The following is a 13,586-nucleotide window of genomic DNA, read 5'->3' as shown; positions in this document are numbered from 1 at the left end:
TATGAGCGACACAAGGCGAACCGTCACCATTTTGGGATCGACGGGTTCCATTGGCCGCAACACGGTCGAATTGATCGAAGCTCGCCCCGATCTGTACCGCACACAAGCCTTGGTCGCCAATACCAGCGCCCGCTTGCTGGCGGAGCAGGCGTTGCGCTTGCGCCCGGCCGTGGCGGTCCTGGCCGATGAATCAGCCTTGCCGCTGCTGCGGGACTTGCTGAATGGCAGCGGCATTGCGGTCGCCGCTGGGGCGCAGGCGGTGATCGAGGCGGCGCGTCTGCCCGCCGATTGGGTGATGGCGGCCATTGTCGGCGCCGCCGGTCTGGCCCCGACCTTGGAAGCGGTGCGCCGTGGCTGTGTCGTCGCCTTGGCCAACAAGGAAAGTCTGGTATGCGCCGGGGCGCTGGTGATGGCGGAAGTCGCCGCCCATGGCGCCACCTTGTTGCCGGTGGATTCCGAGCATTCGGCCATTTTTCAGGTTTTCGAGACCGATCAGCGCGCCGCCATCGACAAGATCGTGTTGACCGCGTCGGGCGGACCGTTCCGGCAAAAAAGCTTGGCCGAAATGGCGGCCATGAGTCCGGCGCAGGCGGTGGCTCACCCCAATTGGTCCATGGGGGCGAAGATTTCGGTGGATTCGGCCTCGATGATGAACAAAGGGCTGGAGCTGATCGAAGCGCACCACCTGTTCATCATGCCCGAGGATAAGATCGATATTCTGGTCCATCCGCAATCGGTTATTCATTCCATGGTCGCTTATGCCGATGGTTCGGTGCTGGCGCAATTGGGCAGTCCCGACATGCGCACCCCCATCGCCTATGCCTTGGGCTGGCCGCGGCGGATCAGTTCGCCGGCGCCCAAGCTGGATCTGGCGGCCATCGCCACCTTGACCTTCGAAGCCCCCGATCCGATCCGTTTTCCGGCCTTGGCCCTGGCGCGGGCAGCCTTGCAAAGCGGTGGGTCGGCACCTACTGTCCTCAATGCCGCCAACGAAGAAGCGGTCGCCGCTTTTCTGGCCGGCCGCATCGGCTTCTTGAATATCGCCGAGATCGTCGACCAGACCCTGCAAAGCCTCAGCCCGGTTGGCCTCGGCAGCATCGCCGATGTCTTGGCGCAAGACGGCGAGGCGCGGGTTTGTGCGCAGGCGCTGATCAACAAACGAACCTGATCGGGACGTGATGGAATTTTTCTGGAACTATATCGTCGTTTTCTTCGGTATTTTGACCGTGGTGGTGTTCGTCCATGAATTGGGCCACTACTTGGTAGCCCGCTGGAACGGCGTCAAGGTCGAGGTGTTTTCCATCGGTTTTGGCCCCGAGATCTGGGGATTCAACGACCGCAGCGGCACGCGCTGGCGCTTCAGTCTGTTGCCCCTGGGGGGCTATGTGAAGATGTTCGGCGACGCCGACGCGGCTTCGGCCACCGGCGATCCGCGGCCGATGAACGCCGAGGAAATGGCCGTCAGCTTCCGCCACAAGCGGGTTGGTCAGCGCGCCGCCATCGTCTTTGCCGGTCCGGCCGCCAATTTCATTTTCGCCATCGTCGGTCTGGCCGTGATGTTCATGGTCCTGGGCCAGCCGGTGACCGAGCCGGTGGTCGGTCAGGTGCTGCCCGATAGCGCCGCCGAGCAGGCTGGATTGCAAGCCGGCGACCGTATCGTCATCGCCAATGGCAGTTCGGTCGAACGGTTCCAAGACATTCAGCGCATCGTCCGTCTGGATATCGACAAGCCGCTAACCTTGCGGATCGACCGCAACGGCCAGCAGGTGGAACTGGTGGCGCAGCCGCGTATCGTCGAACGCAAGGGCATGTTCGGCGATATGGAAAAGGTGCCGGTCCTGGGCATCGCCGCCGACAGCGCCAGCACCCGTATCGTCACCCATGGCCCCGGCACCGCCCTGGTGCTGGCCGTGCGCGAAACCGGGACGATGATTTCGGCGACTTTTGTCGGCATCGGGCAGATGATCAGTGGTTCCCGCGACAGTGATGAGCTGGGGGGGCCGATCCGTATCGCCAAGGGCGCCGGCGAAGCGGCACAATTGGGCGTGGCGAGCGTCGCCTTTTATGTGATTATGCTGTCGCTCAATCTGGGGCTGATCAATCTGTTCCCAATCCCGATATTAGATGGTGGACACTTGGTCTTTTATGCTTTCGAGGCCATCCTTGGTAGGCCCTTGGGCGAGAAGGCACAAGAATATGGTTTCCGAATCGGGCTGTTTCTGGTATTGGCCTTGATGGTCTTCGCGACCCGTAACGATATCGTATCGTTGCCGGCCTGGGACGCCATAAAGCGGTTGTTCTCTTGATTTCGCAACTGCCCAGGGGAATGGGTGGATTGGGAAGGGGGCGTTGATGGGTTTGTTACGTAACACCGCGGTGCTGATCGCGCTTTTGTTGTCGGCCATAGCGCCGGCTTGGGCGCAGAATGCCGGCACCGTTCGGCAGATCGTCGTGCAGGGCACCCAGCGCGTCGAGGTGGAGACGGTCAAATCCTATATGGCCATCGCCGAAGGCGATCCCTATAACGCCGAGCGCATCGACCGTTCGCTCAAGACCTTGTTCAACACCGGCTTGTTCGCCGATGTCGCCATCCGTCAGGAGGGCGAGGCGCTGGTGGTTCGCGTGGTGGAAAATCCCATCATCAACCGCATCGCCTTTGAAGGGAACAAGCGCATCAAGGACGAGCAACTGGAGCAAGAAACCCAGCTGCGGCCGCGCGTCGTCTATACCCGCAGCAAGGTGCAAAACGACGTCAAGCGCATCCTTGACCTTTATCGCCGCAACGGCCGCTTCGCCGCCACGGTCGAGCCCAAGCTGATCCAACTCGAGCAAAACCGCGTCGACTTGGCCTATGAGATCACCGAAGGCGAGCCCACTTACGTCAAGCGCATCAATTTTGTCGGCAATCGCTTTTATCGCGATTCGCGTCTGCGTGAGGTGCTGTCGACCAAGGAAGAACGTTGGTATCGCTTTTTGTCGTCGGACGACACCTATGATCCCGACCGTCTGACCTATGATCGCGAATTGCTGCGCCGCTATTACCTCAAGCACGGCTTCGCCGATTTCCGCGTGGTTTCCGGCGTCGCCGAACTGACCCCGGATCGCGGCGGCTTCTTCCTGACCTTCACGGTGGAAGAGGGCGAGCGCTATAAATTTGGCAACGCGACCATCAACGCCAACCTGCGCGACCTGGATTCGAACGAGCTCAACCCGATGCTGACCAGCGTTCCGGGTGAGTGGTACAACGCCGATCAAGTCGAAGACATCGTCCAGAATTTGACGGATTCCCTTGGGTCGAAGGGCTTCGCCTTCGTCGATGTGCGGCCGCAGGTCAGCCGTGACCCTGATAACAAGGTGATCAACATCACCTATGACGTCAAGGAAGGCCCCCGCGTCTATGTCGAGCGCATCGACATCACCGGCAATGTCCGCACCTTGGACAAGGTGATCCGGCGTGAATTCCGCTTGGTGGAGGGCGATGCCTTCAACACCGCCAAGTTGCGCCGCTCGCGTCAGCGCATCAAGGATTTGGGCTTCTTCGACAAAGCCGAAGTCACCAATGTGCCGTCGGAAACCGCCCCTGACCGCACGATCGTCAAGGTCGATTTGCAGGAAAAATCCACGGGCGAGTTGTCTTTCGGTGTCGGCTGGTCGACCGTGGTCGGTCCCTTGGTCGAGGCTTCCATTCGCGAACGCAATCTGTTGGGCAAGGGGCAGGATCTCAAGCTCTCGGCTTCGTTGGGCACGCGCCGCACCAGCACCGAGCTGTCGTTCACCGAGCCTTATTTTCTCGATCGAAAGCTGTCGGCTGGCGCTGATATCTTCGCCCTGACCCGTAAGTTGCAAAGCGAAAGCTCGTATGATCACAGCACCATGGGCGTGGCCATGCGCACGGGCTATTACATCAACGACAACCTGCGCCAGGATTTGCGCTATCAGCTTAAGCGCGACAAGGTTGAAAACGTTGATAACAATGCCTCCATCTTCGTTCGCGAACAAATGGGAAGCTCGGTCACCTCGTCGATCCAGCAAACTCTGACGTGGGATTACCGCGACAGCAAGCTGGAGCCGACGGAAGGTTATGTCATCAAGCTGAACAATGAACTGGCCGGTTTCGGCGGGACCCAGAAGTGGATTCGCAATAACATCAGCGGCGCCCAGTATTTCATGCTGGATGAGCAGGTGGTGTTGGGCGTCAGCGGCACCGCCGGCATGATTTCCAGCTTTGGCGACGAAAAAGTGCGGATTACCGAACGTTATTTCCTTGGCGGTGATTCCCTGCGCGGTTTCGCCAGCTCGGGTGTCAGCCCGCGCGACAAGAGTTCGGATGACGCCTTGGGTGGCTTGTGGCAGGCTACCGGATCGGTGCAGATGAAATTCCCGCTGGGATTGCCGGAAGAATTGGGTTTCGCCGGCCAGGTCTTCACTGATTTCGGCGCCATTGGCCCGACCGAGGATTACCCCAATTCCTCCTCCATCAATCAGGCCAGTTCCTTGCGTGCCTCGGTTGGCGTGGGCGTAACGTGGAAATCGCCCATGGGGCCGGTCGCTCTTGATCTGGCTGTGCCGGTGTTGAAGGAATCGTTCGACGAAGACGAGTTCTTCCACTTCAATTTCGGCACGAGGTTCTAGGATGGCCGATTTCAGGGCCATCCGCTTCGCGGCGGGTTTGGTCTGCATGGTGTTGTCTTCTGCGGCGCTGGCCGAAAATCCGCCAGCCCGCAGCGGCGCCAACACGCCGACGGTCATCGTCGTCGTCGATGCCAACCGGATCCAGCGTGAAAGTCTGGCCGGGAAGGCGGTTGTGGCCGAGCGCGAGCGTTATCAGCAGACCTTCAACAATGAATTCGAGACGGCGCGTAAGCAATTGCAGGTCTCGGAAAAAGAACTGGCTCAGCAGCGAACGTCGTTGCCGGCCGAGGTGTTCCAGGAAAAGGTTCGCGCCTTGAATTCCCGTGTTGCCGAATTCCAACGGCAATATCAAGGGGCGGTGCGGGCTTTGGACAAGTCCAGCGCGGCGGCCAGCAATGAATTGCAAAAAGCCGTCGTCGCCGTCACCAGCGAGGTGGCCTCGGAACAAGGGGTGGGGTTGGTGCTGCATAAGCAGCATGTCTTCCTGCACGACGAACGCATGGACATCACCAACACCGTCATCGAACGCCTGAACAAGCGGTTGAGTTCGGTTCCCTTTCCGGTTCCCGATGTGGAAAAACCCAGCCAACCGGAAGGCGCGCCTGCCAAAGGAAAGAAATAATTATGGCCGATCCTCGGTTTTTTCAGGTCGCGGGGCCGTTCACCCTGGGGCAATTGGCTGAAATCTGCGGAGCGGAATTGTCGGCCGGTGCCGATGCCGGCAAGGTGATCAGCGATGTCGCCGCGCTTGAGGGCGCTTCCACCGATCAGATCAGCTTTCTCGACAACCGAAAATATGTCAGCGCCTTTGCCGCGACCGCCGCCGGGGCGGTGATTGTTCACCCCGATCTGGCCGAGCGTGGACCGGCGGGGACGGCGTTGCTGTTGTCCAAGGATCCGTACCGCGCCTATGCCATGGTCGCCCAGACCTTCTATCCCAGCCCGGCGCCGGTTGCCTGGATTTCGCCTTCGGCTCATGTGGATGGCAGCGCCCGCATTGGTGCCGATTGCTGGATCGATCATGGCGTCATTATTGGTGCCGGGGCTGAAATCGGCGATCGCTGCCGGATTGGATCCCATGCGGTGATCGGTGCCGGCGTGGTCATCGGCGCCGACGGCGCCATCGGCGCCAACGCCACCATTCAATGCGCGCTGATCGGCGCCAAGGTGAACATCTATCCCGGCGCCCGTATCGGCCAGGATGGTTTCGGCTTTGCCATGGGGGTGCAAGGGCACCTTAAGGTGCCGCAATTGGGCCGGGTGGTTATCGGCAACAATGTGGAAATCGGCGCCAACACCACGATCGACCGTGGCGCCGGCCCGGATACGGTGATCGGTGATGGTTGCTGGATCGACAATCTGGTGCAAATCGGTCACAACGTCCAATTGGGCCGAGGCTGCGTCGTTGTCGCCCAGGTCGGCATTTCCGGCTCTACTCAGTTCGGTGACTTTGTCGCCGCGGGTGGGCAATCTGGTTTTGCCGGCCATCTAAAGATCGGTTCCGGCGCCAAGATCGCCGCGCAGGCCGGGGTTATCGGCGACGTTCCGGCGGGACAGACCTATGGCGGCTATCCGGCGGTGCCGCGCCTGGAATGGCTGCGCCAATCGGTCATTCTGGGTAAGATGGCGCGGACCAAGCGTTGAAAAAGATCAGCATTCAAGGAAGCACAGGATGGACAGCATGGTGAACGAAACCGAGACCGGGAAGGCGATTGATATCAATCGGATCATGGAAATGATTCCGCACCGATATCCGTTCCTGATGGTCGATAAGGTGATCGGGATCATCCCCAATGTCAGCGCCATCGGGATCAAGAACGTCACCATCAACGAGCCGTTCTTCCAGGGCCATTTCCCCCAGCGTCCGGTCATGCCCGGTGTTCTGATCATCGAATCCATGGCGCAGACCGCCGCTGTGCTGGTGGTGGAAACCTTGGGCCCGTCGGCCGAAGGCAAACTGGTTTATTTCATGAGCGTCGACAGCGCCCGTTTTCGCAAGCCGGTGGGGCCGGGGGATCAGTTGTCGGTTCACGTGTTCAAAGAGCGCTCGCGTGGTAACGTGTGGAAGTTCCGCGCCGAGGCCAAGGTCGGTGAGACCTTGATGGCCGAAGCCACCTATGCCGCCATGATTCTGGACAACTGATGCCCAATATTCATCCCACCGCCATAGTCGATCCCCAGGCGGATATCGCCGGATCGGTTTCCATCGGCCCGTTCTGCGTTGTCGGGCCGCATGTCCGTTTGGGCGAAAACGTCGAATTGCTGTCGCATGTGGTGGTCGAAGGTCGCACCACCATTGGCGAAGGCACCCGGATTTTCCCCTTCGCTTCCATCGGCCATCAGCCGCAGGATCTGAAATATCACGGCGAGCCGTCGACGCTGGAAATCGGCAGCAACAACCAGATCCGTGAATATGTGACCATGCAGCCGGGGACCGAAGGCGGCGGCATGATCACCCGCGTCGGCGATAATTGCCTGTTCATGGCCAGTGCTCACGTCGCTCATGATTGTATCTTGGGCAATAACGTCATCATGGCCAACAACGCCACCTTGGCCGGTCATGTGATGGTCGGCGAGTATGCCTTTCTGGGCGGGTTGTCGGCGGTGCATCAATTCGTGCGCATCGGCAAGCACGCCATGGTCGGCGGCATGTCCGGGGTCGAGGCTGACATCATTCCCTTCGGCATGGTTATCGGCAATCGCGCCCATCTGAACGGTCTCAATATCGTCGGCTTGAAGCGCCGAGGGTTTTCCCGCGACGAGATTCACAGCCTGCGCAACGCCTATCGCCTGCTGTTCGGGCCGGAAGGCACGCTTCAGGAACGCTTGGCCGATGTCTCGGAGCAGTTTCAAAACAACGCCGCAGTGATGGAAGTCATCGAATTCATTCGCGATGATTCGTCCCGTTCGCTGTGCACACCCGGCTTCGAGGATGGCAAGTAAGCTCGGCATCATTGCCGGCGGCGGCGAGTTCCCAGGACTCGCCATCGCCGCTTGTCGCTCGCAAGACCGGCCGTTTCATGTTTTGGCCCTGTCCGGTCACGCCGATCCAAAAGTGATCGGCGACGCCCCGGTTGATTGGATCCGGCTGGGTGAAGCCGGGACCGGCTTCAAAAAACTGCACGAAGCCGGCGTCACCGACTTGGTGATGATCGGTCCGGTGCGCCGGCCGAGCTTGAAGGAATTGGCCCCCGATTTCCGCACCACCAAGTTTTTCGCCAAAGTCGGGCTAAAAGCCTTGGGCGATGACGGCTTGTTGCGTGCGGTCGCCGGCGAAATCGAACAAGAGGGCTTTCGCCTGGTCGGCATCGATGACGTGCTGGCCGATTGCTTGGCCCCCCAGGGGCTGTTCGGTCGTCATGCCCCCGATGACGAGGCCGAAGCCGATATCCGCCGTGGCTGGGAGGTGGCCAAGGGTCTTGGCGCCCTGGATGTCGGGCAATCGGTTATCGTGCAACAAGGCATCGTGCTGGGGGTCGAAGCCATCGAGGGCACCGACCGCCTGATCCGTCGCTGCGCCGAGTTGCGCCGCGACGGTCCCGGCGGCGTTCTGGTCAAGGTCAAGAAGCCCGGCCAGGATCGCCGCCTGGATTTGCCCACCATCGGTTTGGGCACTTTGCGGGAGGCAATCGCCGCCGGATTGCGTGGCATCTGCGTCGAGGCCGGCGGCACCTTGGTGCTGGACCGAACGCAGATAGCGGAACTGGCCGACAGTGCCGGATTGTTCATTCTGGGCCGCACATGATGGCGGAGCCGTTGATCTATATTATTGCCGGCGAACCTTCGGGGGATTTGCTCGGCGGGCGGTTGATGGCCGCCCTGAAGGCCCGCGCCGGCGGTGCTATCCGCTTTGCCGGCATCGGCGGTCCGCACATGCAAGAGCAAGGATTGCAATCACTGTTTCCCATGACCGAGCTGACGGTGATGGGGTTGACCGAGGTTGTGCCGCGCATTCCCCGTATTTTGCGCCGGGTGCGCGAGACCGTGGACGATATCGGGCAATGCCAGCCGGCGGCGTTGATCACCATCGATTCCTGGGGCTTTACCGGCCGGGTGCAAAAGCGCTGTCAGCGTCAATACGGCGATCTTCCCCGCATCCATTACGTTGCTCCCATGGTCTGGGCATGGAAGCCCAAGCGGGCGGCCGAACTGGCCGGCGTGCTGGATTTGTTGATGACATTGCTGCCGTTCGAGCCGCCTTACTTCGAAAAGGAAGGCTTGCGGACCATCCATGTCGGCCATCCGGTGATCGAATGCGGGGCCGGGCAGGGCGATGGCGCAAGGTTTCGTCAACGCCATCATCTGGCGGCTGACACCAAGCTGTTGGCGGTGCTGCCCGGCAGCCGGCATTCGGAAAGCGGCAGGTTACTGCCGGTCTTCGCCGCCGTCTTGGAACGTCTGCGCCTTTCCCAGCCGCATTTGCGTGTGGTGGTGCCGGCAGTGCCGCATTTGGTCGAGGAAATCCGGCAAGCGGCTTCATCCTGGCCATTTTCGCCGCTGATCCTTGAAGATGCGGCCGAGAAATACGACGCCTTCGCCGCCGCTGATTGCGCCTTGGCAGCGTCGGGAACGGTGGCGTTGGAGCTGGCCATGGCCGGTCTGCCGACAGTGATCGCCTATCGCCTGTCGGCGTTGACCGCCTTTGTCGCCCGCCGCTTCTTCGGCTTCAAGATCAGGTGGGCGACGCTGATCAACATGATGCTGGACCGGCCGGTGATGCCGGAATTCCTGCAAGAAAACTGTGACGCCGCTAAAATTGCCCCGGTGCTGGAGCGTATGTTGACCGATGCCGACGATCGCGACCGCCGCCGTCGCCATATGGCCGAGGCCATGACCCGGTTGGGATTGGGCGGGCCGTCGCCCGGCGACCGTGCCGCCCAAGTGGTTTTGGATTATATCGCTGAAAGGAAACGCCCATGAGCTGGCGCATGCTGCACACCATGATCCGGGTGGGCAATCTGGATGCCTCCATTGATTTCTACACCCGCCTGCTGGGCATGAGCCTGCTGCGGCGGCAGGATTATCCCGATGGCCGCTTCACCTTGGCCTTTGTCGGCTACGGCGGCGAAGCCGACAACGCGGTGATCGAACTGACCCATAATTGGGACACCGCCAGCTATGACGTGGGCACCGGATTCGGTCACGTCGCCCTGGGCGTGCCTGACATTTACGCTACGTGTGACGCCTTGGCGGCAGCCGGGGCCAAGATCACCCGGCCACCGGGACCGATGAAGCATGGCGCGACCGTCATTGCCTTCATCGAAGACCCGGACGGCTATAAAATCGAGCTGATCGAGCGCAAGCAGCCGGCTTGACAACACTTCCCATGCGGCGCACCGTCAACCCGCTTGTTGACGGGGTGTGCGATGGATTTGTTGCAACTGATGGACAATGCCGAGGACCAGCGCCATAAGGCGCTGGACCGGCTGGAAGCAATCGTCGCGCTTTATCAATCCGACGATCCGGCCGTGCGCGAGGAAGCCATGGGCCGGGCCATGGTGTTTTGCGGGAAGGAATGGGGCGGCTATGCCGCCGGGCTGGACCTTCTGGCCGCCCGACATGAAAGCCGCGACCAGCCGTTGCCAGCCCTGCGCCTGCGCGAAGAAGCCGAAGATCCGGGCACCTTGATCCGTCAGACCGAGACCGCCTTGGCCGAAGCGGCCAAGATGACCGATGAGCGCAGCGCCATTATCAGCCGCTATGGCTCGGAAGAGGCGGCGCTGGGGCCGACGGCGCTGGAACTGATGTTCATCCAGGCGGCGGAATTTCTGTCCGACGACAGCGCCGATCCGTGGGCGCCGCTGGCCGGCTGGTCGGTGCCGTGGCACCCCATCCCCGACGAATTGGCCCATAGCGTCACCATCGCCTGTCCGTTGCCGGAAAGCATCGCCGATGCTCGGGCGGAATGCCTGAGCTGGGAAGAACGTCTGGCGGAACTGGCGGTGCTGGCCGACGGTCCCGGCAACGCCGTGCTGCCGACCGCCTGCACGGCCCGTCACCGATTGGTGCAGGATTTATGGGCGCGGGAGCTGCCGGCACAGACCGTGACCGAGCTCCATGCGCGGCTGGATTTCTGGACCAGCCGGGGAGGGGATGACGGCCGCGGCTATGGCGTTCTGGCCGCTGATTTGGCCCGTTTGACCGCCCAGGGCATCGCCTTGGGGCAAAGTGAAGGCAGCAAGAGCAAGTGTCATCGCCTGCGCCGCGATAACCCGCATTGGTCCTTGGCGCGGATCGGCAAGGAATTGGGCATTTCCCGTCAAGCGGTACACAAACATCTGAAATCATAGGGAGGGCGTCATGCGTTCATTGTTGACGGCAAGCCTGCTGGTTCTGCTGACGATTGCACCAGCCCAAGCGCAGTTGATGGACGTGCTGACGGCGCCGAAAACCCTGTTCGACCGTGCCATCGAAGCCCGTTCGGCCGGTGATATCGCCAAGGACAACGAGATCGTCGTCAAGGTCAACGGCATTATGGGGAAATTGGCGACGATCAAGGCATCGACCGAAATCTACGAACAGCGGCTGCTGATCACCGGCATTTTCGACGACAAGGCATTGTACGACCGCTTCGAGCGAGACGTTCGTCAGGTCCAAGGGATCAAGAAACTGTATTGGCACGTGACCTATCTGGCCAAGGATGACGCCAAGCGCAAAGCGCTGCTGGATTGGGCCGACGTCACCGTCATGGCGACCAAGGCGCAAGGCCGGCTGGTCGGCACCGCCGGCGTCGCCGATGTCAATTTCCGCACCACCACCGATGCTTATGGCACGGTCTATTTGCTGGGGCGCGCCCGCTCCGGCGAAGAGGCGAAAAAAGCCCTGGCGCGTGTCCGGGACGGCAATGGCGTGAAAAAAGTGGTCAATTACACCGCCGTCCGTCCCTGATCCCCATGCTTTTCATCAGGTTGTTTCTGAAACGGGCGGCGGCTATCCTGCCGCCCGTTTCGCTTTAAAGGTGGCTTGGTCATGCGTTCGGCAGTTTTCACCAAGACCATGCCAGCTTTGTTCGTTTTGTTGTGGAGCACCGGCTTCATCGGCGCCAAGTACGGTTTGCCCTATGCCGAACCCTTCACCTTTCTCAGCATCCGGCTGGTCCTGATCATCGTCGTGCTGGTCGGCCTGGGCTGGGTCGCCAAGGCGCCGTGGCCGCGTGGAGGCAAGCAAATCCTGCATCTGCTGGTCTCGGGCAGCTTGGTCCATGCCGCCTATTTGGGCGGGGTGTTCGCCGCCATTCATCACGGCTTGCCGTCGGGCATGGCCGCCTTGCTGGTTGGCTTGCAGCCGCTGCTGACCGCCTTGGTCGCCGGACCGCTGTTCGGAGAGCGCATCAGCCTCCGGCAATGGGGTGGGCTGGTGCTTGGGCTGGTCGGTGTTTCCCTGGTCCTGGCGTCCCGCCAGGGCGGCTTTTCCGTTGACGGGGTCTCGTGGCTGGGGGTCGGTTTCGCCATGATCGCCCTGGCCGGTATCACCATCGGGACGCTGTATCAGAAACGCTTTGGCGCCGGCATGGATCTGCGCACCGGCTCGGCGGTTCAATATGTCGGGGCGCTGCTGGTATTGCTGCCGGTGGCCATGGCGACGGAAACCATGCAGGTTCAGTGGTCGTTGCAATTCGTCCTCGCCCTGGCTTGGCTGGTTCTGGTGCTGTCGCTGGGGGCGATCACCTTGTTGATGATGTTGATCCGCAACGGCGAGGCGGCGCGGGTGGCCAGTCTGTTCTATCTGGTGCCGCCGGTCACCGCGGCCTTGGCCTGGGGCCTGTTCGGCGAGGTTTTGACCCTCAGCGGCTTGGCCGGCATGGGCTTGGCCGCCTTGGGGGTGGCCTTGGTGATCCGACGCTAATACCACCCGGCCAATGAACTGACCCGTTGGGTCCGTTCATGCCGAGATGGTTTCGCTCAACGCCGCGCGGGCTTGCCGGCCGCCCAAACGGATCATTTCAAAGGGCGGCTGGTATAAGACCAAGTCCGGCTGAGTTCAACTCATCGGGACTTGGTTGGGCGCAAAGCGCCGCGCGGCGCGGATGGATTTTCATATCAAAAAATCATCATGGTCTTTCTGTCGGCGGATACTTATCCTGGAACAAGTTTTGTTCCACCGTTCCCTTGGTGAGAGTGCCGCGATGAAGCATTGCAGTGTGTGGATTGGCCTTTTGACCGGGGCGCTTGCCCTTGCCGCTTCGGTCTCGGCCTCGGCCGGGGAAGCGGTGCATCTTTCCGGCAGTTCATCGCTGGTTCGCATTGCCCAAAAAATCGCGGAATCGCAAATGGAGCAGCATCCCGACGCCATCGTCGTGGTGCGCGGCAGCGACAGCCTGCCCGGACTAAAATCCTTGCTGGACGGCACCACCGACATCGCCATGATCTCATCGGATATTCCGCCCGAGATCGAGAAGCGGGCCAAGGCCGCCAATCTGACCCTGGATGTCCAGCCTGTCGCCCTGGATGGGATTGTTCCGGTGGTTCATCCGTCCAATGCCGTCTCGTCGCTGACCATGCGACAATTGGGGGCGATCTACCAGGGGGCGGTCGGCTCCTGGTCTGAACTTGGCGGACATGACGCCGGGCTGACCGTCTTGGTGATGCCGGCCAATTCCGGCACCGCCTTGGGGTGGAAGCAAGCGGTCATCGGCGACGCCATCCCCAGCGCCAAGGCGGAAACGCTGACGCAAAAGGACATTAAAGCCAAGGTGGCGACCGATCCCTTGGCTTTGGGCTATCTCAGCCAGGGGGCGCTGGATTCCACGGTCAAGGCATTGGCCATCGATGGAATCGCCGCCACCAGCGAAACGCTCCGCGACGGGCGTTATCCCATCCGTCGACAATTGTCCTTGGTGACCACCTCGGCCAGTACGCCCCAGGCGCGGCGGGTCGTCGCTTTGTTCCTGTCCGCCGAAGGTCAGGCGGTGGTGGCCGCGTCCGGCCTGCTTCCGATTAAGTAAGGAAATCCCT

The 13,586-nt window shown here is 61.2% G+C and carries 14 protein-coding genes; all 14 read left to right on the top strand.

The annotated features are described in order from the left end of the window. Window position 1: 1 nt before the first annotated feature. The 14 genes from KEC16_RS02760 (at window position 2) to KEC16_RS02695 (ending at window position 13,576) form a co-directional block, all read left to right on the top strand. Window positions 2–1,168, top strand: a complete 1,167-nt coding sequence (locus KEC16_RS02760; protein WP_211546112.1) for a 1-deoxy-D-xylulose-5-phosphate reductoisomerase — start codon at window positions 2–4, stop codon at window positions 1,166–1,168. A 10-nt stretch (window positions 1,169–1,178) separates the two neighbouring features. Further along, window positions 1,179–2,306, top strand: coding sequence for an RIP metalloprotease RseP (gene rseP / locus KEC16_RS02755; protein WP_211546340.1), 1,128 nt, complete (start codon window positions 1,179–1,181; stop codon window positions 2,304–2,306). Between the two features lie 46 nt (window positions 2,307–2,352). Continuing rightward, window positions 2,353–4,632, top strand: coding sequence for an outer membrane protein assembly factor BamA (gene bamA, locus KEC16_RS02750; RefSeq protein WP_211546111.1), 2,280 nt, complete (start codon window positions 2,353–2,355; stop codon window positions 4,630–4,632). Window position 4,633: 1 nt separating this feature from the next. After that, window positions 4,634–5,254, top strand: coding sequence for an OmpH/Skp family outer membrane protein (locus KEC16_RS02745; protein WP_211546110.1), 621 nt, complete (start codon window positions 4,634–4,636; stop codon window positions 5,252–5,254). A 2-nt stretch (window positions 5,255–5,256) separates the two neighbouring features. Then, window positions 5,257–6,276, top strand: a complete 1,020-nt coding sequence (lpxD, locus tag KEC16_RS02740) for a UDP-3-O-(3-hydroxymyristoyl)glucosamine N-acyltransferase (protein WP_211546109.1) — start codon at window positions 5,257–5,259, stop codon at window positions 6,274–6,276. A 28-nt stretch (window positions 6,277–6,304) separates the two neighbouring features. Continuing rightward, entirely contained in the window at window positions 6,305–6,775 is a 471-nt protein-coding gene (gene fabZ / locus KEC16_RS02735) for a 3-hydroxyacyl-ACP dehydratase FabZ (RefSeq protein ID WP_211546108.1), read from the top strand. Further along, window positions 6,775–7,575 (top strand): acyl-ACP--UDP-N-acetylglucosamine O-acyltransferase, encoded by an 801-nt coding sequence (gene lpxA / locus KEC16_RS02730; RefSeq protein WP_211546107.1) that lies wholly within the window; start codon window positions 6,775–6,777, stop codon window positions 7,573–7,575. The genes fabZ and lpxA overlap by 1 nt, the downstream gene beginning before the upstream one ends. Beyond that, window positions 7,565–8,377 (top strand): LpxI family protein, encoded by an 813-nt coding sequence (locus KEC16_RS02725; RefSeq protein ID WP_211546106.1) that lies wholly within the window; start codon window positions 7,565–7,567, stop codon window positions 8,375–8,377. The genes lpxA and KEC16_RS02725 overlap by 11 nt, the downstream gene beginning before the upstream one ends. Window positions 8,378–8,388: 11 nt before the next feature. Continuing rightward, window positions 8,389–9,552: a lipid-A-disaccharide synthase gene (lpxB, locus tag KEC16_RS02720; RefSeq protein WP_346344014.1), complete on the top strand. Its 1,164-nt coding sequence runs from the start codon at window positions 8,389–8,391 to the stop codon at window positions 9,550–9,552. After that, complete coding sequence (gloA, locus tag KEC16_RS02715; protein WP_211546104.1) at window positions 9,549–9,947, top strand: lactoylglutathione lyase; 399 nt, start codon at window positions 9,549–9,551, stop codon at window positions 9,945–9,947. The genes lpxB and gloA overlap by 4 nt, the downstream gene beginning before the upstream one ends. A 51-nt stretch (window positions 9,948–9,998) precedes the next feature. Next, complete coding sequence (locus tag KEC16_RS02710; RefSeq protein WP_211546103.1) at window positions 9,999–10,922, top strand: helix-turn-helix domain-containing protein; 924 nt, start codon at window positions 9,999–10,001, stop codon at window positions 10,920–10,922. 10 nt (window positions 10,923–10,932) lie between these two features. Next, on the top strand, window positions 10,933–11,520 hold the full coding sequence (locus KEC16_RS02705) for a BON domain-containing protein (RefSeq protein ID WP_211546102.1): 588 nt from the start codon (window positions 10,933–10,935) through the stop codon (window positions 11,518–11,520). An 81-nt stretch (window positions 11,521–11,601) separates the two neighbouring features. Next, the gene (locus KEC16_RS02700) at window positions 11,602–12,477 is read left to right on the top strand and encodes a DMT family transporter (protein WP_249208650.1); all 876 of its coding nucleotides are present in this window, start codon (window positions 11,602–11,604) and stop codon (window positions 12,475–12,477) included. Between the two features lie 280 nt (window positions 12,478–12,757). Next, complete coding sequence (locus KEC16_RS02695) at window positions 12,758–13,576, top strand: PstS family phosphate ABC transporter substrate-binding protein (protein ID WP_211546101.1); 819 nt, start codon at window positions 12,758–12,760, stop codon at window positions 13,574–13,576. The last annotated feature ends 10 nt before the right edge of the window (window positions 13,577–13,586 follow it).

It is taken from the genome of Magnetospirillum sulfuroxidans (assembly GCF_018224925.1).
Classification (GTDB): Bacteria; Pseudomonadota; Alphaproteobacteria; order Rhodospirillales; family Magnetospirillaceae; genus Magnetospirillum; species Magnetospirillum sulfuroxidans.
The sequence above is the reverse complement of the archived record's forward strand: the minus strand, read 5'-3'. Positions and strand labels throughout refer to the sequence as shown.